Below are 19514 nucleotides of genomic sequence, written 5' to 3' on the forward strand. Positions count from 1 at the left end.
TTCGTGTGCCGGGTGTGCCCCTGGGGAGGGAGCACACCCGGCTTCTTGTGCCGGTACCGCCTCGCGTGCGTGCCGGAGATCCGGGGGGCCCTATGTCCAGTACACCCATGTCCGATGCGCCTATGTCCGGTGCGCCCATGCCCGTCCCCGCGCCCCTGCCGACGGGCATCCCGGTGCTGCCGCACGGTCCCGCCTGGCTGAGGTCGCCGGTCGGCCTCGGAAGGGCCACCGCCGCGCTGCTCGGCCTGGTCGTCGCGACCGACCTCTTCGCGATCTGGGCGGACCGCACGATGTACGACGTGGCGTCCGCGCTGGTGGACGGCCGGACCGGGGAGGGCATCCGGCGGAAGGCGGACCACGCGGACTCGCTGTACTCCGCGGCCGGGTACGCGCAGACGGGCGCCCTGCTCGCGACGATCGTCGTCTTCCTCGTCTGGTTCCACCGGGCGCGGGTCAACGCCGAGGTGTTCGACCCCTTCGGTCACAGCAAGAGCCGCGGCTGGGCGATCGGCGGCTGGTTCGTGCCGATACTGAACCTGTGGCGCCCGCGCCGGGTCATGCTGGACATCTGGGACGCGAGCATCCGGCAGGGCTCTCGGACCACGCACGGCCTGGTCAACGTCTGGTGGGCGCTGTGGCTGGCCTCGCTGGTCGCCTACCGGGACTCCACGGCGGAGCACCGCGACGCCCGGACCGCGCTGGAGATCCAGCACGCGGCCGGCCGGGCGACGTTCGCGGACGCCGCCGACATCGCCGCCGCCCTGCTGGCGATCCTCGTCGTCCTGCGGCTGACCCGGATGCAGCACGAGAAGGCGCTGCGCGGACCGGCCGGGACCGCCCTCTGACACCCACCGGCGTCGCGGCAGCCGTCTGACTCTCCCCCCGGTAGGGACACCGGGGGTGGGGAGCGGCACGGGCTGCCGGGGTTACTTCCCGGTGGGCCACCGTGGCCACCGTGGGCACGGCGGCCACCGTGGGCACGGCGGGCGCCGTGCGCAGGAGCGAGCTGCCACTCGCCGTTCTGATGGCGGAGGCCGCGTCGTTGGCCGAAAATCCGCTCTTTCGCCCCCTGGACCCGCTCGGCGTGGTACCCCTGTGACACTCCCGCTGCTGAGCACGCAGTAAGGGAAAGTGCGGGCTCCGTAAGGGGGAGCGCCCTGTCGAGGGGAGGCGTGATGAGTCTGGTGGACCTGATCGCTCAGGCCGACGAGCGTGGTCTGGCGGCCAGCGGGCTGGCTTGTTTGGATCGGTGTGTGCCTCTGCTGGGGGGCGACGACGAGGTCCTGAGACCGCTGTGGTCGAGCCTCGCGGACGGTGGCGCCTGGGGTGAGTACCTCGATCGGGCACGGACCGAGCTGGAGGTCATCGATCCCGGGCAGGACGGGGCCGGCGCGGGCGAGGGCGAGGCCGCCGTCCTGGTCCGCCGGATGCTCGCCGCCGCCCCCGACGACCCCTTCGCGCCCGACCTGCGGGAGTGGGCCGACGCGTGTTCGGTGGCGGCCCTGCGGATCCACCGGCTGCTCGACGCGGCCGCCGGCGACACGGACACGTGCCCGGTCTCGGCGCACCGTGAGGGCCGCACGGACGGCATCTCCCCCCTCGTCGCGGCCGAACTGCGCCGCCAGGTCACCGTCCTGGAGCTGCTGGCGGGCCGGGGCGCGGGCGGACTGCGTCCCGCGCTGGAGGTGTCCACGGAGGGGCGGCGCGTGCTGCGCGCGGTGGTGTCGCGACGGGCCCGCGGACGGGCGTGACACGGACTCCCGCGACCAGGGCCCGATGCGCGGCGCAAGTGCCCGGATCGGACGTAAACCTGATTCCTGCGGGGTTCCTGTGACTGTCCTGCGCGGGCGGATGGGGGTCCTGGGCCGGTGTCGCGGATGTGCCCGGAACGCGTGACGAAACCCGTCCTCGGAGCGCTTTCCCGAGTGTGAACGCACAGCGAACAACCAGGCCCCAGGCCGCGACGAAGCCCGTGCGCTGGGCGGCGGACGCCGTCGCCACGATGCGCGAGGGCGCCCGGCTGCGCCTCGACTACTCGGCCCAGAGTCTGTGGCGCGTCGACCGGCTGATCGACGAGATACGCCGTGAACGGGCTCCGTACGCCGCCGTGGAGAGCGTGCTGCGCGGCTTCGGCGCGTACGCCGGCGAGGTCGTCGCCCGCTACACCGGCGCGGAGTGGTGGGAGACCGGCGGCGAGCACTGGCTGCGGACCCCCGACGGGCGGCTGTGGGACCCGATCGACGAGGCCCGCCGCTGCTACGGGGGCGACGGCTCGCTGCGACTGCTGTGCCGGGAGGCCACCGGGGACAGGGCGCGGCGCTGACGGGCTCGTACGGGCCGGCCCGGCGGAATCGCCGCCCCTTAAGGTACGCGACCGTTCCCAAATGGCGGTCTCCGGAGGGACCATGAGGACAACCGCCGGACCCGGGAGGCCTCGTGGCCGCGAACCGCCGCTGGTGGGCGCTGGTTGTCATCGCCCTCGCCCAGCTCATGGTCATCCTCGACATGACCATCGTGAACATCGCCCTGCCGTCCGCCCAGACCGCGCTGCGCATGTCGGACGGGAACCGGCAGTGGGTCATCACCGCCTACACCCTGGCCTTCGGGGGCCTGTTGCTGCTCGGCGGCCGGATCGCCGACCTCGCCGGGCGCAGACTCGCGTTCATGACCGGCCTGTTGGGCTTCGCCGCCGCGTCCGCGCTGGGCGGCGCCGCGACCGACTCGGGGATGCTGTTCGGGGCACGCGCCCTGCAGGGCGTGTTCGCGGCGCTGCTCGCGCCCGCCGCCCTGTCGCTGCTCACCACGACGTTCACCGATCCCAAGGAACGCGGCAAGGCCTTCGGGGTGTTCGGCGCGATCGTCGGCGCGGGCGCGGCGATCGGACTGCTCGCGGGCGGCCTCCTCACCCAGTACCTCGACTGGCGCTGGTGTCTGTACGTCAACGTCCCCATCGCCCTCGTCGCGTTCGCGGGCGCCTGGGTGCTGCTCGACGGCGGCGGCCGCTACGAGGACGCGCGCCTCGACGTGCCGGGCGCGCTGCTCGGCTCCGCCGGCATGCTCTCGCTGGTGTACGGCTTCTCGGAGGCGGAGTCGCGGAGCTGGGGCGACGGACTGGTCCTCGGACTGCTGGCCGCCGGTGTCGTCCTGCTCGGCCTGTTCGGGCTGTGGCAGACCCGGGCCCGGGTGCCGCTGCTGCCGATGTCGGTGGTGAGGGACCGGCAGCGGGTCGGGGCGTTCCTCACCATCCTGATGGTCACCATCGGGATGTTCGGGGTCTTCCTCTTCCTGACGTACTACTTCCAGCGCGTCCTCGGGTACTCGCCGCTGAGGACCGGGCTCGCCTATCTCCCCATCACCGTCGGCATGATCACCGGCTCCACGCAGGTCGCGGCCCGGCTGCTGAACCGGGTCCCGCCGCGCACCCTGATCGTCCCGGGACTGCTGCTCGCCGCGGGCGCGTTGGCGATCATCGCGCAGGTCGGCGTGGCACCCGCGTACGCCTCGCACGTCCTGCCCGGCATGCTGATGCTCGGCCTCGGCATGGGCACGGCGATGATGACCTGCGTCTCGCTGGCCACGTCGAGCGTCGCGCCCCGGGACGCGGGCGCGGCCTCCGCGACCTTCAACACCGCCCAGCAGGTGGGCGGTTCCATCGGGACGGCGCTGCTCAACACGATCGCCGCGAGCGTCACGACCCGCTACGCGACCGCCCACGCCGGGCCCGGCGCCGACCGCCGCGCCCTCGCCTCCCGGGCCGCCGTGCACGGCTTCAACGTCGCCACCTGGTGGGCGATGGGCGCACTGCTGCTGGCCGCGCTGATCGCCGGGGTCGTGGTGAACGCCGACCGGATGCCCGCCGCGCAGGGACAACCGGCCCCGGTGCCCGAACCGGTGGACACCGTCGGCTGACGGACGCCCGTACGCGAGCCGCGCCACCGGCCGCGCCGACGTGTGGGCCGGCGACGGACCCGAGGCGGGGCGGAGGGCCTGACGGCCTGTGACATTTCCGTGGGGGGCGACGCTGATGACCACGGGGACGTCGACACGGCCGGCCGTGTCGCACGGTGCGCATTCAGGCGAACTCGGTACGAACGAGGACAGTGTTGGGCCAGGGAGGGGAATCCCGCCGCGTACAGGTGTACGACGGTGAGCTCGGTGCGGCCGTGGCGCGGGCGCAGGAGGGGGACGAGGTCGCCTTCGCGGTCGCCTACCGGATGGTGCAGCCGGGCCTGCTCGGCTATCTGCGCGGGATCGTCGGGGACGACGCCGAGGACGTGGCGTCCGACGCCTGGCTGGAGATCGCCCGTGACCTCGGACGGTTCCGGGGGGACGGCGCCGGGTTCCGCGGCTGGACCGCGACCATCGCCCGGCACCGCGCGCTCGACCATCTGCGGCGCCAGAAAGTACGTCCCCGGGCCACCCCGCTCGAGAACGAGGCCCTGGAACTGCCCGGCCACCACAGCACCCACGACCAGGCGCTGGAGACCCTCGGCACCGAGCGCGCCCTGGAACTGGTCGCCCGGCTGCCCCGCGACCAGGCCGAGGCCGTACTGCTGCGGGTGGTCGTCGGCCTGGACGGACCGGCCGCCGCACGCGTCCTCGGCAAGCGCCCGGGGGCGGTGCGCACCGCGGCCCATCGCGGCCTGAGACGACTGGCGCAGCAGATCGGCGCCGACGGGACGGACAACGTCACGGACGAGGGCGCGGACGACGGCGCGACGGGCGATGTGACGCCCGAAGGCCGCCGGACGCTGGGGGATTCGGGATGAACGCCAGGAGCGGTCGGTGAGGGGCGGGCGGGTACATGGGTGAACGGCACGCGGACACCGATCCCTTCCCCGGCCTCTCCATCGGCCTTTCCCTCGACATGCTGCTCGCCGCCGTACGGACCGCTCCCGTCGATCCCGATGCGGAGGGGCGGGCCGTCGCCGCGTACCGGGCCGCGCGGGAGCGGGGAGCGCACGGCGCGCGGCCCCGGCGCCGGGACGACTGGACGGACGACCGGACCGGCCGGGACCCGGACGCCGGGGCGGAGCCGGATGAGCGGGAGAAGAAGTAGGAGGTCACTCAGCTCTTGTGCCGCCTGCTTTTCGCGTTGCTCCGCCTGACGCATGTCGAGACAGGTGGGCTCCGACGGCAGTCCGTTCGGACTCGACGGGAGCGGCCTCGTCAGCGCGACGCAGCACGGGCAGCGGTTCCGCCGGGACCGTCGTCCGGTTCTCCGGACGGGACCTCACGTCTCGTAGACCGTGGAGCGGTGTCCGACGTGAACGACCCATACGACCAGTTCGCCGTCGTCGATGGTGTAGATGACGCGGTGGTCGCCGACTCGGAGGCGACGGCGACCGGGCTGGGACACGAGCGCCGTGGTGCTGAATCCGAGCGGGTCGCTCTCCAGCTCCGTCAGCTTGGCCAGGATGCGCAGCGCCGTGTCGCGGGGGACTTTCCGGAGTTCGGCTTGTGCCTCGGGCCGGAAGACGGTGCGGTACTCACTCACTGCGCGCCAGGGTTTCCTTCATGATGTCCTCGATGGGGACGCCGGCCGAGCGGTTCGCCATCCGCTCGTCGATGATGCGGTTGATCTCGCGCTCTTCCCACTGCTGGTACTTGCGTAGGACATCGATCGAGACGACGGCGGCGACTTCTTTTCCTCGTCGCGTGATCACGGTGGGCTGGTCATCGCGATCGGCTCGCTCGACGACTTCGGCAAGGTGCGCGCGGACGTCACGAATGGACTCTATGGGCATCTGCGTCATGCGCTCAAAGGTACCGGATGTTCCATGTGTACACAACGGCGGTGGCCTGGCCGGGACCCGGACGTCGGGGCGGAGCCGGAGGAGCCGGAGGAGCCGGAGGAGCCGGAGGAGCCGGGGAAGGTGAAGTAGGAGCGAGGGAGCGGTTGGGGCCTGGTCCGGGGTGGGGCCGGGCGCGTCGCACGAGAGGCGGCGGGGGCGTACCGAGGACGCCCGTCCGGAGTGCCGATGGCAACGGCCGGGGCCGCCACCCCCCACAGGAGAGGCCCCGGCCGTCGCGCGGCACGGGCCGCGCGGCGGCCCGTACTCTCTACAGCGCCGCGACTGCGTTTTGTGTCACACCTCGCTCCGTCACGACATAGTTGCAAGTTGTACGGACGTGGACGGGGAGCTGTTTCAGGCCGTAACGTGCCATTCGCGCCGGGGCGCGGAGGACAGGCAACCACAACGGCGAGAGCCCGGTCCGCGAGAGCGGCGCCGGTTCAGGCGCAAAGAGGGGCGCGCGGGTGCTGGGGGACGACGCGGAGCTGACCACCGCGGTGCTTGCGGCGCAGGACGGGGACGAGACCGCGTTCCGGACTGTGTACCGCGCGGTGCATCCACGGCTGCTCGGATACGTACGGACGCTGGTCGGTGACCCGGACGCGGAGGACGTCACCTCCGAGGCCTGGCTGCAGATCGCCCGTGACCTGGAGAGGTTCAGCGGTGACGCCGACCGCTTCCGCGGGTGGGCCGCCCGGATCGCCCGTAACCGCGCCCTCGACCACATACGCATGCGCGGGCGCCGCCCCGCGATCGGCGGCGACGAGACCGAACTGACGGGCAAGGCCGCCGAGTCGGACACCGCGGGCGAGGCCATCGAGGCGCTGACCACCGACAGCACCCTCTCGCTGATAGCCCAGCTCCCGCAGGACCAGGCGGAGGCCGTGGTGCTGCGGGTCGTCGTCGGCCTCGACGCCAAGTCCGCGGCCGAGACCCTCGGCAAGCGGCCCGGAGCCGTCCGCACCGCGGCGCACCGGGGTCTGAAGCGGCTCGCGGAGCTGATCGGCGGCGATCCGGAATCCGCGGTCGCGCTCGGCGCGGTCCCCCCACCACGAGAGTCGCGCACACGCGCGGTGACGTCCGCCGGTGTGACGCATACGCGTTCGCGGACGCAGAAGGACATGTGATGGCCGACGAGGACTACAGGTGGCTGGACCGCGAGGCCGCGGAGCGTCTGCTGCGCGGCGAGCCGCTGGAGACCGTCGACGCCGGCACCAAGGAACGCGTGGAGCGGCTCACCGAGGCGCTCGCCTCGCTGGTCGCGAAACCCGCTCCGGGCGGTGCCGAACTGCCCGGCGAGGCCGCCGCGTTGGCCGCGTTCCGGGCCGCCCGCGCCGGCCGCGACGGAGTCCCGGCCCAGCTCGCCGCGGGCCGGGACCCGCGGGCCGCCGCGCACTCCGCCGACGCCGGTCTGGTCCGTCTGGGCAGCCCCGGTCCGGGCGGTCACCGGGCCCGTTGGGGTCGGCCGGTGCGTTTCGGGCTGGCCGCCGTGCTGGCCGTCGGCATGATCGGCGGGGTCGCCGTCGCCGCCGGAACCGGAGTGCTGCCGACTCCGTTCCGTGATGACAGGCCGCACCCGGCCGCCACGGTTTCCGCGGCGCAGACGCCGCAGCACCCGATGGTCTCGCCGTCGCCGGGGGAGTCGCAGGCGGACGGCTCCGAAGTACCGCTGCCCGGTGCCACGGCGAGTGGGCCGGCCGGTTCCGGCTCCTCCGACGACGTGGTGGCCGGCGGCTCCGCGAGCGGACAGTCCCCCTCGTCCGAGCCGGGTCGGCCGGCCCGCTCCCACGAGTGGTGGAGCAGGACGCGCTCGTCGTGCCGGGAGGTCCTGGGCGGCAAGAACCTGGAGGCCGGCCGCAGACGCGTCCTGACGGACGCGGCGGGCGGCGGCGGCCGGGTGAAGACGTTCTGCAAGCGTGTCCTGGGCCGGACGGGAGCCGGTTCCGGCGAGGGCCGGGACGACCGGGGCGGTCAGGGCGACGGGCAGGGCGGCCACGATTCCGGGCACGGCTCCGGCGGCGGCGAGGGTGGCGACGACGGCGGCCACATGGTCCCGGGTGACAACGGCCACCACCACAGCGGGGTCTTCACCCCGGCCTCGCCGTCCGCCCTGGCACCGAAGCAGCCGCTCGCGTCGGCGCTGTCCTCGGCCGTGCGGGACGCCGCGCGGGCGGACGACGCGTTGCCGCGTCGGTCGGCCGTCTGAGCCGCTTCCCGGCCATCGGTTCCCGGCCATACGGCGGATGCCGCCGTCGGTCACCGGCCGGCGAGGGCCCGTCACTCACTCGTCCTGAGCTGCGGTTTCGTATTTCTTTGAACTTTTTCCCGCGCCGGTGTGACGTTTTCGGCCGCGTCGACGCAGTACTGGGTGAGCCGACTGGTCATCGGCCGTCGCACCGAGCCGGGGTTCCCCCCGTACCCAGGCTCGGTGCACACCGGCGCGGGCGGGACACGTTCCCCCGGTCCCGCCCGCGCCCCGCACACACTGAGCGCCCCGCACCCGCCGTCACCAGTACACGACGACCTTGTCCCCCGTGCGGACCTGCGCGAACAGCGCCGCGATCTTCCCCTCGTCCCGTACGTTGACGCAGCCGTGCGAGGCGCCCGCGTAGCCGCGGGCCGCGAAGTCGGCGGAGTAGTGCACCGCCTGGCCGCCGCTGAAGAACATCGCGTACGGCATGGACGTGTGGTAGATCGTCGACACGTGGTAGCGGGACTTGAAGTTCACGCTGAACACGCCCTCGCGGGTCGGGGTGTACTGCGCGCCGAACCGCACGTCCATCACCGAGACGGTCCTTCCGTCGACCATCCAGCGCAGGGTGCGGCTCGTCTTGCTGACGCACAGCACCCGGCCGGTCATGCAGCGCGGGTCGGGCGGCGCCGCGGGCTGTCCGCCGAACGCGTACAGCTCCCACCGGGCCGGCTCGTGCGTCATCGACAGCAGCCGCTGCCAGGTCACGGCGTCCAGCTCGCCGGTGCGCGCGAGCCCCCGCTTGCCCTGGAAGCCGCGTACGGCGGTGACCGTCGCGAAGTCGTACGTCCCCGTCGGGCCCTCGAAGAGCCAGGCGAGTTGGCGCAGCCGGGCCTGGACCTCGCGGACGTCCCGGCCACGGTCGCCGCGGGACCACAGCACCTTGGGAGGTGGTGTCCTGGAAGCGGTCGGGCCCGGATCCCGGGACGCGGCACCCGGCACGGCGCTCCCCGCACTCGGTTTGGCGTCGTCCGACGCGGCCGCGGAGCCGGTCGTCGCCCTCACAGGCGTCCGCGTCCCGTGCGCGTCGACGGCCTGAGCCCGGCAGCCGCTCACCGCGATGAGCGCCAGCAGAGCGGCCAGTGATCTTCCCCTGCCCGTGATGCGCATTCGAACCCCCGTCGTCTCACCCGTCCACCGCACGCCGATGTGCCAGGTATACCCCTGGGAGACACCCTGAGGATGTTCCCCGCGCGTGACCGGTCGTGAACCGCACGGCATGGTGGAGAGCGAAGGTGTGCGCCACGAGAGGGGAACAGGTACGCGCACCGGTCTGTGAGCAAGGTCCCAGCCCGGGTCTCTCCACCGGGCGCACGGCCGCCACTACAGTCCGTCGCGAGGGTCGGACCTACCAGTGAGTAACCCAGCGGGAGGCACAGCAATGTCGCGCGAGTCGGAGTCCGGACTGCCCATCGAAGCGGTCTACGGACCGGAGGTCCTGAAGGACTGGGACCCGGCGGAGAAGCTGGGCGAACCCGGCGCCTACCCCTTCACCCGCGGTGTGTACCCGTCGATGTACACCGGCCGTCCCTGGACGATGCGCCAGTACGCCGGCTTCGGCACGGCGGTGGAGTCGAACGCGCGGTACAAGCAGCTGATCGCGAACGGCACGATGGGCCTCTCGGTCGCCTTCGACCTGCCCACCCAGATGGGCCACGACTCGGACGCCGCCATCGCGCACGGCGAGGTCGGCAAGGTCGGCGTCGCGATCGACTCGGTGGATGACATGCGGATCCTGTTCGGCGGCATCCCGCTGGACAAGGTCTCCACCTCGATGACGATCAACGCCCCCGCGGCGCTGCTGCTGCTCATGTACCAGCTGGTCGGCGAGGAACAGGGGGTCCCGGCCTCCCGGTTGACCGGCACGATCCAGAACGACGTGCTGAAGGAGTACATCGCGCGCGGCACGTACATCTTCCCGCCCAAACCCTCGCTGCGTCTGATCGCGGACATCTTCAAGTACTGCCGGACCGAGATCCCGAAGTGGAACACCATCTCGATCTCCGGCTACCACATGGCCGAGGCGGGCGCGTCCCCCGCACAGGAGATCGCGTTCACCCTCGCGGACGGCATCGAGTACGTCCGCACGGCGGTGGCGGCGGGCATGGACGTCGACGACTTCGCTCCCCGCCTGTCCTTCTTCTTCGTCGCCCGTACGACGATCCTGGAGGAGGTCGCCAAGTTCCGTGCCGCGCGCCGCATCTGGGCCCGCGTGATGCGCGAGGAGTTCGGCGCGAAGAACCCCAAGTCACTGATGCTGCGCTTCCACACGCAGACCGCGGGCGTGCAGCTGACGGCCCAGCAGCCGGAGGTGAACCTGGTGCGCGTGGCCGTCCAGGGCCTGGGCGCGGTCCTCGGCGGCACCCAGTCGCTGCACACCAACTCCTTCGACGAGGCGATCGCGCTGCCGACCGTCAAGTCGGCGCGTCTGGCCCTGCGTACCCAGCAGGTGCTGGCCTACGAGACGGACGTCACGGCGACCGTCGACCCCTTCGCGGGCTCGTACGTCATCGAGAGGATGACCGACGACGTCGAGACGGCCGCCGTCGACCTCATGACGAGGGTCGAGGAGATGGGCGGCGCGGTCAGCGCCATCGAGCACGGCTTCCAGAAGGGCGAGATCGAGCGCAGCGCGTACCGCATCGCGCAGGAGACCGACTCCGGCGAGCGGGTCGTGGTCGGCGTCAACCGCTTCCAGCTCGACGAGGAGGAGCCGTACGAGCCGCTCCGGGTCGACCCGGCCATCGAGGCCCAGCAGGCCGCACGCCTCGCCGGGCTGCGCGCCGAGCGCGACGGGGCGGCGGTCGAGGCGGCCCTCGCCGACCTGAAGACGGCGGCCGAGGGCACGGCCAACGTCCTCTACCCGATGAAGGACGCCCTGCGCGCCCGCGCCACGGTCGGCGAGGTGTGCGGCGCGTTGCGCGAGGTCTGGGGGACCTACGTGCCGACGGATGCCTTCTGACCTGGGCGATTCCTCCGTACGGGTGATCGGGGGCGAAAGCCGCACGCCCCCGGATACGCTCAAGGAGAGTGACCCCTGAAAAGGAGGATGCCGTGGCCGTACTGCAACACGAGCTGACGTTGAGCGAAGCCGCCGACCTGCTCTCCCGTGCACTGCCTGGGCACCGCGTGGAGATTCTCCAGGGGAGGCTCACTGTGACACCGCCGCCTGACGGCTCGCATGCACTGTCGTTGTCCTGGTTGGTCGTGGCGTTCGACAGGGCGGGAGCCCGGAAGGCCGGGCTCAGGTACGTCCAGGGCGTCGGCCTCTGGCTGCCCACACTGCCCGACGACTACGCCATTCCCGACTTCTCCCTCGTCGACGAGGACTTCCGGGACGCCCTCGTGCAGAAGAACTGCTACGCCCCGAACGTCTTCCGCCTGGTCGCCGAGGTGACCTCGTCGAACTGGTCCGACGACCTCGGTCCCAAGGTCGAGTGCTACGCCGAGGCCGGCATCCCGGTCTACCTCGTGGCCGACCGCAAGCACGACGAGGTGCTCCTCCACCGGGATCCGGTCAACGGCAAGTATCCGGCCCCCGAGCGCTACGGGCGGGGGCAGAGTGTCCCGATCCCGGAGTCCGTCGGCGTCACCCTCGAACTCTCCGTGGACACGCTCCTCGACGGTGACTGAACCGCGGGACGGGCACGCGGGGTGTCGTACCCCCGTGCGACACTCCTCTTCATGCTTGGTGTCATCGACCTCCCCACCTATCTGGCGGGCCTTGTCCTGATCGTTCTGCTCCCCGGACCGAACTCGCTCTACGTGCTGTCCGTCGCCGCCCGGCGTGGCGTGCGTACCGGGTACACGGCCGCCGCGGGCGTGTGGTGCGGGGACACGGTGCTGATGACACTGTCGGCGGCCGGCGTCGCCTCGCTGCTGCAGGGCAACGCCGTGCTGTTCGGGATCGTGAAGTACGCCGGGGCCGGGTATCTGACGTGGCTGGCGTTCGGGATGCTGCGGGCCGCGTGGACGATGTGGCGGACCCGGCGGGAGCGGGTCGAGGAGGAACTCCCCGAGCAGTCGGCGGCCGAGGAGCGGCCGTTCCGGCGGGCGCTGGTCATCAGCCTGTTCAACCCGAAGGCGATCCTGTTCTTCGTCGCCTTCTTCGTGCAGTTCGTGGACCCGGGATACGCCTATCCGGCCCTGTCCTTCGTGGTCCTCGGTGCCTTCGCCCAGCTCGCGAGCTTCCTGTACCTCACCGCGCTGATCTTCAGCGGGACGAGACTCGCGGAGGCCTTCCGGCGCCGCAGGCGGCTGTCCGCGGGCGCCACGACCGCCGCGGGCGCCCTCTTCCTCGGCTTCGCCGTCAAGCTCACGCTCGCCAGCGCCTGAGGGCTGTCCGCCCGGATCCCGGGGCGGAGCCGGTGGGCGTGCGGGTCGGCCGCCCTGGCCGGTGCCTCCGACCCGACCCGGCCCGGCCCGGCCCGACCGGGCCCGACCCGAGCCGACCCGACCCGACCCGAGCCGACCCGACCCGAGCCGACCGGGCCCGACCGCCCGGCCCGCGCCCGCCTCGTGCGGGCCCCGCGGACTTCTTGGTCACAGCCCTTGACCGGCGGTCAGCCCCACCCGGTTCGCGTACCGCGGCAGGTCCCGCGCACTGGTGCCCGCCCACCCCACGTAGCCGTCGGGGCGGACGAGGAAGACGCCGGTGCCGTACCTGTCGTACGACGCGATCCGCACGGTGCGGACGCCCGGGAGCGGCGGCGGTTCCTCCTCGGTGCCGACGGTCAGCAGCGTCCAGTGCGGTCCCCGGAACACGTCGAAGAGGCGTACGCCCTCCACGGTCGCGTCGGGGGCTCGGTCGCCCGCCCGCAAGGCCTTCTCCGGCAGGTCCGTGCGGGTCTCCACCGCGAGGGAGGAGCCGCGGTAGCCGAGGCCGAGCTGGCGGGTCGCGGCGCCGCGACGGGCCTCGCCGCGGTGCACCCGGGTGGACAGGCCCAGCATGTCGGCGGCGACGGGCAGACGTTCCTCCTCATAGGTGTCGAGGAGGGACGTGGGGGCCCCGCCGCTCAGCACCGCGCCGAGTTTCCAGCCCAGGTTGTAGGCGTCCTGGACACTGGTGTTGAGGCCCTGGCCGCCGGCCGGTGAGTGGATGTGGGCCGAGTCCCCGGCGAGGAAGACCCGCCCGGCGCGGAAGCGGTCCGCCAGCGCGGTGCGCGGCCGGAAGTCCGAGGCCCAGCGCACCTCGGTCACGGCCTCGGGGGAGAGGTGGGAGCGCTCGGCGACGGTCCCGCGGATGCCGTCGAGGGAGAGGTCGACGTCCGTGCCCTGCGGGAACTGCGCCACGACCTGGAAGTCCTCCGTGCCGGCCAGCGGGCAGATCGCGAGGAAGCCGCCGGTGTTCTCGAGGGGCGGGAAGACGTGCCAGTTGGTGCGGTCCAGGCCCGTGATCCGCACGTCCGAGACCAGCATCGGGTGGGGGTCGACGGTCTCCCCGGTCATGGCGATGCCGAGCGCGCGCCGCACCGCCGAGCGGCCGCCGTCGGCGGCGACCACGTACCGGGCGCGGACCGGTGCGCCCGAGGCGAACTCCACGGTCACACCGTCCTCGTCCTGCGCGACCGCGACGACCTCGCGGCCGAAGGCGACTCGGCCCCCGGACTCCTCCAGCCGCGCGAAGAGGATCTCCTGCGTGCGCCACTGCGGCACCATCCACGGCGCGGTGTACGGCGAGTCGTCGCCCGCCTCGGCAGGGTCGAACATCAGGTGCTCACCGGCCCGGCGGCCGTCCTGCCAGATCATCCCGACCGGGTAGTCGCCGCCCGCCGCGCGGATCGCGCCGAGGACGCCGAGGTCGTCGAAGACCTCCATCGTGCGCGGCTGGATGCCCTTGCCGCGCGAGCCGGGGAACAGCCCGTCGGCCCGCTCCACGACGAGGGCGTCCACCCCGCGCCTGGCCAGGTCGACGCCGAGGGCGAGACCGGTCGGACCGGCGCCGACGACGAGTACGTCCACGTTCACGAGCCTCTCCTTAACGCCGTTAAGTTCCATGCCGGGAGCATCCCCTTAACGGCGTTAAACTGTCAAGCGTGGCTACCCAGAGACCCCAGCGATCCCGGCGATCCCCCAAGCTGGACAGGAAGCAGGTCGTCGAGACCGCCCTGCGGCTGCTCGACGAGACGGGCCTGGACGGCCTCGCCCTGCGGGCCATCGCCAAGGAGCTGGACGTCCAGGCGCCCGCGCTCTACTGGCACTTCCGGAACAAGCAGGAGCTGCTCGACGAGATGGCCACGGAGATGTACCGGCGGATGGTCGAGGACGCCGGGGCGGCTCCGGGAGACGGCTGGCGGGAGCGGCTGCTCACCGCCAACCGCGGACTGCGCGCGGCACTGCTCGGCTACCGCGACGGGGCGAAGGTCTTCAGCGGCTCACGCTTCACCGGCACGCTGCACGCCGTCGAGATGGAGCGGACGCTGACGCTCTTCACCCAGGCGGGGTTCACCCTCACCCAGGCGGTCCGCGCGACGTCCACCACGTACCTGTACACGATCGGCTTCGTCACCGAGGAGCAGGGCGTCCAGCCCCTGCCGGGCGAGCGCCGCGAGGGCTACGACGTGACGGAACGCGCCCGCCGCATGGCCGACTTCCCCCTGTCGGCCGCGGCGGGCACGGAGATCTTCGAGGACTACGGCCGCCACTTCGAGGAAGGACTGGCCCTGGTGATCGCGGGCATCGGGGCGCACTACGGGATCGACTGAGCGGGCCGGGGCCGGGGGACGGGGACTCTCCCGGCGGGGCCGACTCGACGGCACCTTTGCCGCCGGCCCCGGCGGAACGTGGGCCGACGCTCTTTTCCCGTGCGGCGATCCCGCGTTCAGGTTGCTGCCCACGCTGTGCGCCGTGTGCGGGTCGAGAGGGTGACGGGAAGTTGAATTCCTCGGCCTTTCCCTCTTCTTGGAATCGTGGAATCCGTTCCCTTGGCGAGCTGGAAATCGCCCTTGTGGCATCTGCTTTCACCTCCGTAACGTGCGGCCCGGGAAAACGTCAGCATCACCGAATCAGCAGAGGAGAGCTCGTGAAGTCTCGATTCCGACTGCCGGTCGTTCTCGCCGCCCTGCCGCTTGCCGCCGGAGGTGCGGTGGGGCTTTCCGCCACGCCCGCGGCGGCGGCGTCCGTCACGTGTCTCGGCGTCACGGGGAACCTCAACGGGTACGGCGCTGACCTGGTCGCCTGGCAGTACGGGCCGTCCGAGTGCTTCGGCGTCGCGCCGTCGGGGAGTATCTGGCACACCTGGTCGGGGGCGGGCAGCTGGAAGGAGATGCCCGGCAACGGCAGCGCCCTGCGCTTCGTCGCCTATTTCGAGGACTCTGTCGGAAAGTCCGTCAAGGTCGTGACGGAGACCGGAAACTACTACTGCAACTACGACGATTACGCCACCAATACGTGGGGCGGTTGGTACGGCACGTCCACCGACCACTGCTGAACCGCGGACAGATGTTTCCGGGTGGTCACCGCACCACCCGGAAACGGGAAAGTCCGAATTCGACTTCCCTTCGCATACCGCGCCCGGTGCCGATTCCCGTCGTACTCGATTACGCCGGCGAATTCGGCACCGGTGAACCGGGCCCGGTGGGGACCGTCTTCGCCTGTCGGAAGGGTCTCTACGCCCGCGGCTTCGCCAGCGCCGCGCGCAGTTTCGGCGTGAGCCGGTTCTCCACGTAGCGGTTGAGGAGCCAGGCCAGCAGCAGCATCGTCGCGACCGTCAGCGGGAGGGCGCCGTACGACGGGATGTGCAGGGTGCGGTGGTAGGCCTTGATGACGACCCAGCCCAGGTGCTCGTGGACCAGGTAGAAGGGGTACGTCAGGGCGCCCGCGACCGTGAGCCAGCGCCAGTTCGCCCAGTTCAGGTAGCCCAGGGCGATCGCGCCGACGGCGAGGTAGCCGAGGGTGACGACCAGGATGATGCCGTACGAGCTGCGGTAGGAGAAGAACTCCGGGTTCGGCGCGTGCCACAGGCGGTCCACCGCGTAGTGCTGGCCGATCAGCCAGCTCACGCCCACGATGCCCCAGGCGTACGCGTCACGCCGGTTGCGGTGGAGGAGGTAGAGGCCGACTCCACCGATGAAGTACGGGGCGTACTCCGGCATCAGGACGGTGTTCAGGAGCGGTTCGTTCGCCGTCTGGGCGATCGCCGCCGCCAGGGTCCAGCCCGCGCAGAAGAGGATGACGCGCTGACGGTTGGCGCCCGGCAGGACGATGAAGAGCGCGAAGAGCGCGTAGAACCGGACCTCCGCCCACAGCGTCCAGCAGACTCCCAGCACCCGGTCCACACCCAGCGGCTGCTGGAGCATCGTCAGGTTCAGCAGGGCATCGCTCGGTCCGACCGTCTTGTACGCGACCACCGGCAGCGCGAACACGGCCGTCACGATGATCACCGCTGCCCAGTAGGCGGGCAGCAGCCGGGACGCGCGGGACGCGAAGAACGAGCGGAGCGGCCGGCCCCAGCCGCTCATGCAGATCACGAAGCCGCTGATCACGAAGAAGATCTGGACACCGAGGCAGCCGTACGCGAAGTACGAGTGGAGGCTGGGGAACTGGTGCCTGGGGGAAGTGCCCCAGGCCTGTGTGACCTCGCCGTCGCGGCCCCCGTAGTGGTACGCCGCCACCATCAGCGCGGCGATCAGCCGCAGCCCGTCCAGGGCGCGCAGACGGGACTCCCGGGGCTTCGCGCGCGACGGCGGGCGGGTGTCGGGCGCCGGAAGGACGGCGCGGATCGCCGGACCCTCGGACGTCACGCGCGTGTCCTGGGGGGTGTTGGTCACGGAATTCCTCTTCGCGGGCGGTTCATGCTGACGGGTTACACACAGCACGCTAGTCCGATTCGGAGGAAGCATCCGATTGTCCAGGTGACGATTCCCCGTACGGACGCCATGAGTTCACCCGCCCGTCGCTTCCGGTTCCCCATTTCCTCGGTCACCCCCAATTCGCGGATAAAGGGCGGGTCGGCGAGAGGGAAAGGGCGAACCCGGTCGACGACGGGCGGATCACCCCGCCGACGGGCGAATGCGAAACGGGCGTGGGGGCCGGTTCGTCGTGAACCGGCCCCCACGCCCGCGGGGATTTCTGGGTGGGACGCTCAGCGCCGTACGGCCCGGCGCAGACTGCGTGCCCGGCGCGCGACACGGCGGACCGTGGCGTTGCGCGGCAGGAAGGCCAGTTGGGCCGGGACCGCGCCGGGCAGCGCCAGCGAGGTGAGGCGCTTGCGCTTGAAGTACCGCCAGGTGTGGGTGTTCAGGTGCTGCGTCAGATAGCGCTCGGCGGCCGGGCGGAGGTCCGGCAGGATCTTCGGCTGCATCGCGTAGCCCACGGCCCGTACGAGCCCGCTCAGCGCCTCCGTGGTCATGCCCACGCGCTGGGCGGCGACCGCCGCCTTGTCGGTCAGCTCCGGCAGCAGGGCGTCCACGATCGTGACCGGGACGCGGTTGCTGTTCTCGTACGGCACCAGACGGTCCAGCAGTGTGTCGGTGCCGATGCGGGCGACGGGCAGGCCGTAGAGCGCGGACGCGGTGAGCAGCGCGGTGGAGAAGCAGCCGACGACGAGCGCGGGACGCATGCGCTGGTACAGCACCTCGGCGAGGACGGGGGTGTCGAGCACCGTCAGGTCGACGTCGAGCTTCCCCGCCTCCTTCTCCAGGACGCGCGACCAGCGGGCCGGCGCCGTGGGGTGCGGCTTGAACACGACCCGGGTGTGGCCGAGCGCGACGGCGCCCCTGAGCATCCGTACGTGCAGGTCCTCCTCCTGCTCGGCGGTGAGGATGCCGAGCGCGGAGAGGTACTGGCCGAGCAGCAGCGCGGGCTCGTCGATCGACGGCAACTCGTCGCCGGTGTCGACCAGTTCGGCGAGCACCTTCGAGAACGCGTCCGTCGGCACGATCTCGGGCTCGACGCCGAACTCGGTCAGCAGCAGCGGCGTCAGACCGGGGACCAGGTCCAGGTGGAGCAGGCGGGTCACCCGGGTGCCGACCAGCGGGTCGATCTTGTTGCGGGTGGGGCCGTAGCTCATCAGGCCGTCCGCGTACACGGTGACGGGCGCGCCGGTGAAGATCTGGGCGAGGCCGAGCGCGGGGTTGACCTGGATCGACTCGACGGCCAGCTCGATGTCGTCGTCGCCGAGGTTCCAGGCCAGCCGCAGATGCCGCTCCCACAGGGGCGTGTCGTCCAGGCGCGGGGCCCAGCCGCCGGGGTGGAACGGCGTGATCGTCTCGTTCCACGACAGCACGTCGTCGAAGCGGCCGCGCAGCCGGCCGAAGCCGGGCATCTCGTCCACGGCGGGTGTCGTCTCGGGCGTCGCCGCGTTGTTGGAGACGAGCAGGATGCGCCGGTCGGCGGGGCCGAAGCAGTCGGCGTCCAGGGCCGCGGCGAGCGTCGCGGTCCCGTACAGCGTGGACGCCATGAAGATCTGGGTCGTCACGCTGCCACCCCTGCGCCCGCGGTGGGACGGCGGCGCAGCCGGCGCAGCCGGGTGGCCCGCTGGACGTCCATCGAGTCGAGTGCCTCGTCGAGCACGTCCTGAGGCATGCGCTGCAGTGCCGCCGCACTCATCGACTTCAGTTTCCGCGCCACGGGCGGCTCGAACCTTTCCATGGATCCCAGATGGTGGGAAATGATCGCGCAGTACGTGCGCACGGCCTTGGGCAGCAGTTTCGACGCGTCGGGGTCCTCGGCGGTCTCCGCCACGACCTGGTCGAACGCGCGGATGAAGTCCAGCTGGCGCACGTCCCCGATCTGGGTGAGGGAGGAGGCGACACCACGCCGGTAGAACACGCCCAGCAGGCTCACCGCGGCGAAGGACTCGGCCTCGCGGTGCAGTTTCCAGATCCACGGACGGTCCTCGGCCGTACGCAGTCCGTGGGTGAAATGCAGCAGTCCGCGGTCGGCCAGGCGGCGGTGGTAGATGCCCGCCCAGGCGTACGCGTAGTCGACGGAGGTGGACCGGTCGGAGGGCAGTATGGCGTCCCGGGGGTTCATCACGACGCCCCGGCGGCCGTGCGGGACCCGGTGGATGGTGCGGGCCCGCGCGGTGCACTGGACATGGTCCGTACGGACGAAGTCGCAGCCCAGATCCTCGATGGCGGTGACGAGTTGCTCGTAGTATCCGGGGGCGAGCCAGTCGTCCCCGTCGAGGAACGTGAGGTATTCGCCGCGCGCGGCGTCGATGCCGGTGTTGCGCGCGGTCGCCAGCCCTCCGTTCTTCTCATGTCTGACATGCACCGCGCCCGGGAGCTCGCGCTCCGCGCGCGCGAGAATCTCCGGTGTCTCGTCGCTCGAACAGTCGTCGACGAGAATGAATTCGAAGTCCTCGCGCACGTTCGCACGCAGGCTCTTCAGGGTGTCGGGTGCGTATTGCTGCACGTTGTAGAACGGCACGATGACGGAGAGCTTGACCACCCACGTGACGTTAGGGGGCGGTCCGGCATTCGTCTTGGCCGTTGGTGAGATGTCAGGTGAACGACGCGTGGCGA

The 19514-nt window shown here is 71.7% G+C and carries 21 protein-coding genes; 14 read left to right on the forward strand and 7 right to left on the reverse strand.

Going from position 1 to position 19514, the window contains the following annotated elements; translation table 11 throughout:
- Positions 1-107: 107 nt before the first annotated feature.
- The 7 genes from HEP85_RS24560 (at position 108) to HEP85_RS24590 (ending at position 5059) form a co-directional block, all read left to right on the forward strand.
- The gene (locus tag HEP85_RS24560; RefSeq protein WP_168529852.1) at positions 108-845 is read left to right on the forward strand and encodes a DUF4328 domain-containing protein; all 738 of its coding nucleotides are present in this window, start codon (positions 108-110) and stop codon (positions 843-845) included.
- Between the two features lie 110 nt (positions 846-955).
- On the forward strand, positions 956-1099 hold the full coding sequence (locus HEP85_RS24565) for a hypothetical protein (RefSeq protein WP_369657825.1): 144 nt from the start codon (positions 956-958) through the stop codon (positions 1097-1099).
- Between the two features lie 76 nt (positions 1100-1175).
- Positions 1176-1751: a hypothetical protein gene (locus tag HEP85_RS24570; protein WP_168529854.1), complete on the forward strand. Its 576-nt coding sequence runs from the start codon at positions 1176-1178 to the stop codon at positions 1749-1751.
- Between the two features lie 176 nt (positions 1752-1927).
- Positions 1928-2323: a hypothetical protein gene (locus HEP85_RS24575; protein ID WP_168529855.1), complete on the forward strand. Its 396-nt coding sequence runs from the start codon at positions 1928-1930 to the stop codon at positions 2321-2323.
- 113 nt (positions 2324-2436) lie between these two features.
- Positions 2437-3909, forward strand: coding sequence for a DHA2 family efflux MFS transporter permease subunit (locus tag HEP85_RS24580; RefSeq protein WP_168529856.1), 1473 nt, complete (start codon positions 2437-2439; stop codon positions 3907-3909).
- A gap of 194 nt (positions 3910-4103) precedes the next feature.
- Positions 4104-4769, forward strand: coding sequence for an RNA polymerase sigma factor (locus HEP85_RS24585; RefSeq protein ID WP_168529857.1), 666 nt, complete (start codon positions 4104-4106; stop codon positions 4767-4769).
- A gap of 35 nt (positions 4770-4804) precedes the next feature.
- Positions 4805-5059: a hypothetical protein gene (locus HEP85_RS24590; protein WP_211118053.1), complete on the forward strand. Its 255-nt coding sequence runs from the start codon at positions 4805-4807 to the stop codon at positions 5057-5059.
- Between the two features lie 174 nt (positions 5060-5233).
- On the opposite strand, the gene HEP85_RS24595 is transcribed toward HEP85_RS24590, so the two are convergent.
- Positions 5234-5497, reverse strand: coding sequence for a type II toxin-antitoxin system RelE/ParE family toxin (locus HEP85_RS24595; RefSeq protein WP_168529858.1), 264 nt, complete (start codon positions 5495-5497; stop codon positions 5234-5236).
- On the reverse strand, positions 5490-5756 hold the full coding sequence (locus HEP85_RS24600) for a type II toxin-antitoxin system Phd/YefM family antitoxin (protein ID WP_168529859.1): 267 nt from the start codon (positions 5754-5756) through the stop codon (positions 5490-5492). The genes HEP85_RS24595 and HEP85_RS24600 overlap by 8 nt, the downstream gene beginning before the upstream one ends.
- A gap of 503 nt (positions 5757-6259) precedes the next feature.
- Here HEP85_RS24600 and HEP85_RS24605 point away from each other — a divergent pair.
- Together HEP85_RS24605 and HEP85_RS24610 are read left to right on the forward strand one after the other, a co-directional pair.
- Positions 6260-6922 (forward strand): RNA polymerase sigma factor, encoded by a 663-nt coding sequence (locus HEP85_RS24605; protein ID WP_168529860.1) that lies wholly within the window; start codon positions 6260-6262, stop codon positions 6920-6922.
- On the forward strand, positions 6922-8001 hold the full coding sequence (locus HEP85_RS24610) for a hypothetical protein (RefSeq protein WP_369657826.1): 1080 nt from the start codon (positions 6922-6924) through the stop codon (positions 7999-8001). The genes HEP85_RS24605 and HEP85_RS24610 overlap by 1 nt, the downstream gene beginning before the upstream one ends.
- Before the next feature lie 300 nt (positions 8002-8301).
- Here HEP85_RS24610 and HEP85_RS24615 read toward each other — a convergent pair whose 3' ends face one another.
- On the reverse strand, positions 8302-9156 hold the full coding sequence (locus tag HEP85_RS24615) for a L,D-transpeptidase family protein (protein ID WP_211118054.1): 855 nt from the start codon (positions 9154-9156) through the stop codon (positions 8302-8304).
- Positions 9157-9427: 271 nt separating this feature from the next.
- On the opposite strand from HEP85_RS24615, the gene HEP85_RS24620 reads away from it, so the two are divergent.
- From HEP85_RS24620 to leuE, 3 genes are all read left to right on the forward strand, one after another.
- Positions 9428-11008 carry a methylmalonyl-CoA mutase gene (locus HEP85_RS24620; protein ID WP_168529861.1) on the forward strand — a complete coding sequence of 527 codons (1581 nt, stop codon included), beginning with the start codon at positions 9428-9430 and terminating at the stop codon, positions 11006-11008.
- Between the two features lie 92 nt (positions 11009-11100).
- The gene (locus HEP85_RS24625) at positions 11101-11679 is read left to right on the forward strand and encodes a Uma2 family endonuclease (RefSeq protein ID WP_168529862.1); all 579 of its coding nucleotides are present in this window, start codon (positions 11101-11103) and stop codon (positions 11677-11679) included.
- 51 nt (positions 11680-11730) lie between these two features.
- Positions 11731-12381, forward strand: coding sequence for a leucine efflux protein LeuE (gene leuE / locus HEP85_RS24630; protein ID WP_168529863.1), 651 nt, complete (start codon positions 11731-11733; stop codon positions 12379-12381).
- A 207-nt stretch (positions 12382-12588) separates the two neighbouring features.
- Here leuE and HEP85_RS24635 read toward each other — a convergent pair whose 3' ends face one another.
- Positions 12589-14013: an FAD-dependent oxidoreductase gene (locus HEP85_RS24635; protein WP_168529864.1), complete on the reverse strand. Its 1425-nt coding sequence runs from the start codon at positions 14011-14013 to the stop codon at positions 12589-12591.
- A gap of 68 nt (positions 14014-14081) precedes the next feature.
- On the opposite strand from HEP85_RS24635, the gene HEP85_RS24640 reads away from it, so the two are divergent.
- Both HEP85_RS24640 and HEP85_RS24645 read left to right on the forward strand, forming a co-directional pair.
- The gene (locus HEP85_RS24640; RefSeq protein WP_348772423.1) at positions 14082-14750 is read left to right on the forward strand and encodes a TetR/AcrR family transcriptional regulator; all 669 of its coding nucleotides are present in this window, start codon (positions 14082-14084) and stop codon (positions 14748-14750) included.
- Between the two features lie 317 nt (positions 14751-15067).
- Positions 15068-15475 carry a hypothetical protein gene (locus HEP85_RS24645; protein WP_168529865.1) on the forward strand — a complete coding sequence of 136 codons (408 nt, stop codon included), beginning with the start codon at positions 15068-15070 and terminating at the stop codon, positions 15473-15475.
- A 178-nt stretch (positions 15476-15653) separates the two neighbouring features.
- Here HEP85_RS24645 and HEP85_RS24650 read toward each other — a convergent pair whose 3' ends face one another.
- The 3 genes from HEP85_RS24650 to HEP85_RS24660 form a co-directional block, all read right to left on the reverse strand.
- Complete coding sequence (locus HEP85_RS24650) at positions 15654-16766, reverse strand: acyltransferase (protein ID WP_248002516.1); 1113 nt, start codon at positions 16764-16766, stop codon at positions 15654-15656.
- Positions 16767-17128: 362 nt separating this feature from the next.
- A complete protein-coding gene (locus tag HEP85_RS24655) occupies positions 17129-18463 on the reverse strand; it encodes a polysialyltransferase family glycosyltransferase (protein ID WP_168529867.1) in 1335 nt (444 codons plus the stop codon).
- Entirely contained in the window at positions 18460-19440 is a 981-nt protein-coding gene (locus tag HEP85_RS24660; protein WP_168529868.1) for a glycosyltransferase family 2 protein, read from the reverse strand. The genes HEP85_RS24655 and HEP85_RS24660 overlap by 4 nt, the downstream gene beginning before the upstream one ends.
- Positions 19441-19514: the final 74 nt, after the last annotated feature.

This window comes from Streptomyces sp. RPA4-2 (assembly GCF_012273515.2).
In the GTDB taxonomy this organism is placed as follows: Bacteria; Actinomycetota; Actinomycetes; order Streptomycetales; family Streptomycetaceae; genus Streptomyces; species Streptomyces kaempferi.

Bases quoted from the DNA above. Each gene is read 5' to 3' on its own strand.
- HEP85_RS24560 (WP_168529852.1), top strand. From the start codon at position 108: ATGTCCGATGCGCCTATGTCCGGTGCGCCCATGCCCGTCCCCGCGCCC.
- HEP85_RS24570 (WP_168529854.1), top strand. From the start codon at position 1,176: ATGAGTCTGGTGGACCTGATCGCTCAGGCCGACGAGCGTGGTCTGGCG.
- HEP85_RS24590 (WP_211118053.1), top strand. From the start codon at position 4,805: ATGGGTGAACGGCACGCGGACACCGATCCCTTCCCCGGCCTCTCCATC.
- HEP85_RS24600 (WP_168529859.1), bottom strand. From the start codon at position 5,756: ATGACGCAGATGCCCATAGAGTCCATTCGTGACGTCCGCGCGCACCTT.
- HEP85_RS24610 (WP_369657826.1), top strand. From the start codon at position 6,922: ATGGCCGACGAGGACTACAGGTGGCTGGACCGCGAGGCCGCGGAGCGT.
- HEP85_RS24615 (WP_211118054.1), bottom strand. From the start codon at position 9,156: ATGCGCATCACGGGCAGGGGAAGATCACTGGCCGCTCTGCTGGCGCTC.
- HEP85_RS24620 (WP_168529861.1), top strand. From the start codon at position 9,428: ATGTCGCGCGAGTCGGAGTCCGGACTGCCCATCGAAGCGGTCTACGGA.
- leuE (WP_168529863.1), top strand. From the start codon at position 11,731: ATGCTTGGTGTCATCGACCTCCCCACCTATCTGGCGGGCCTTGTCCTG.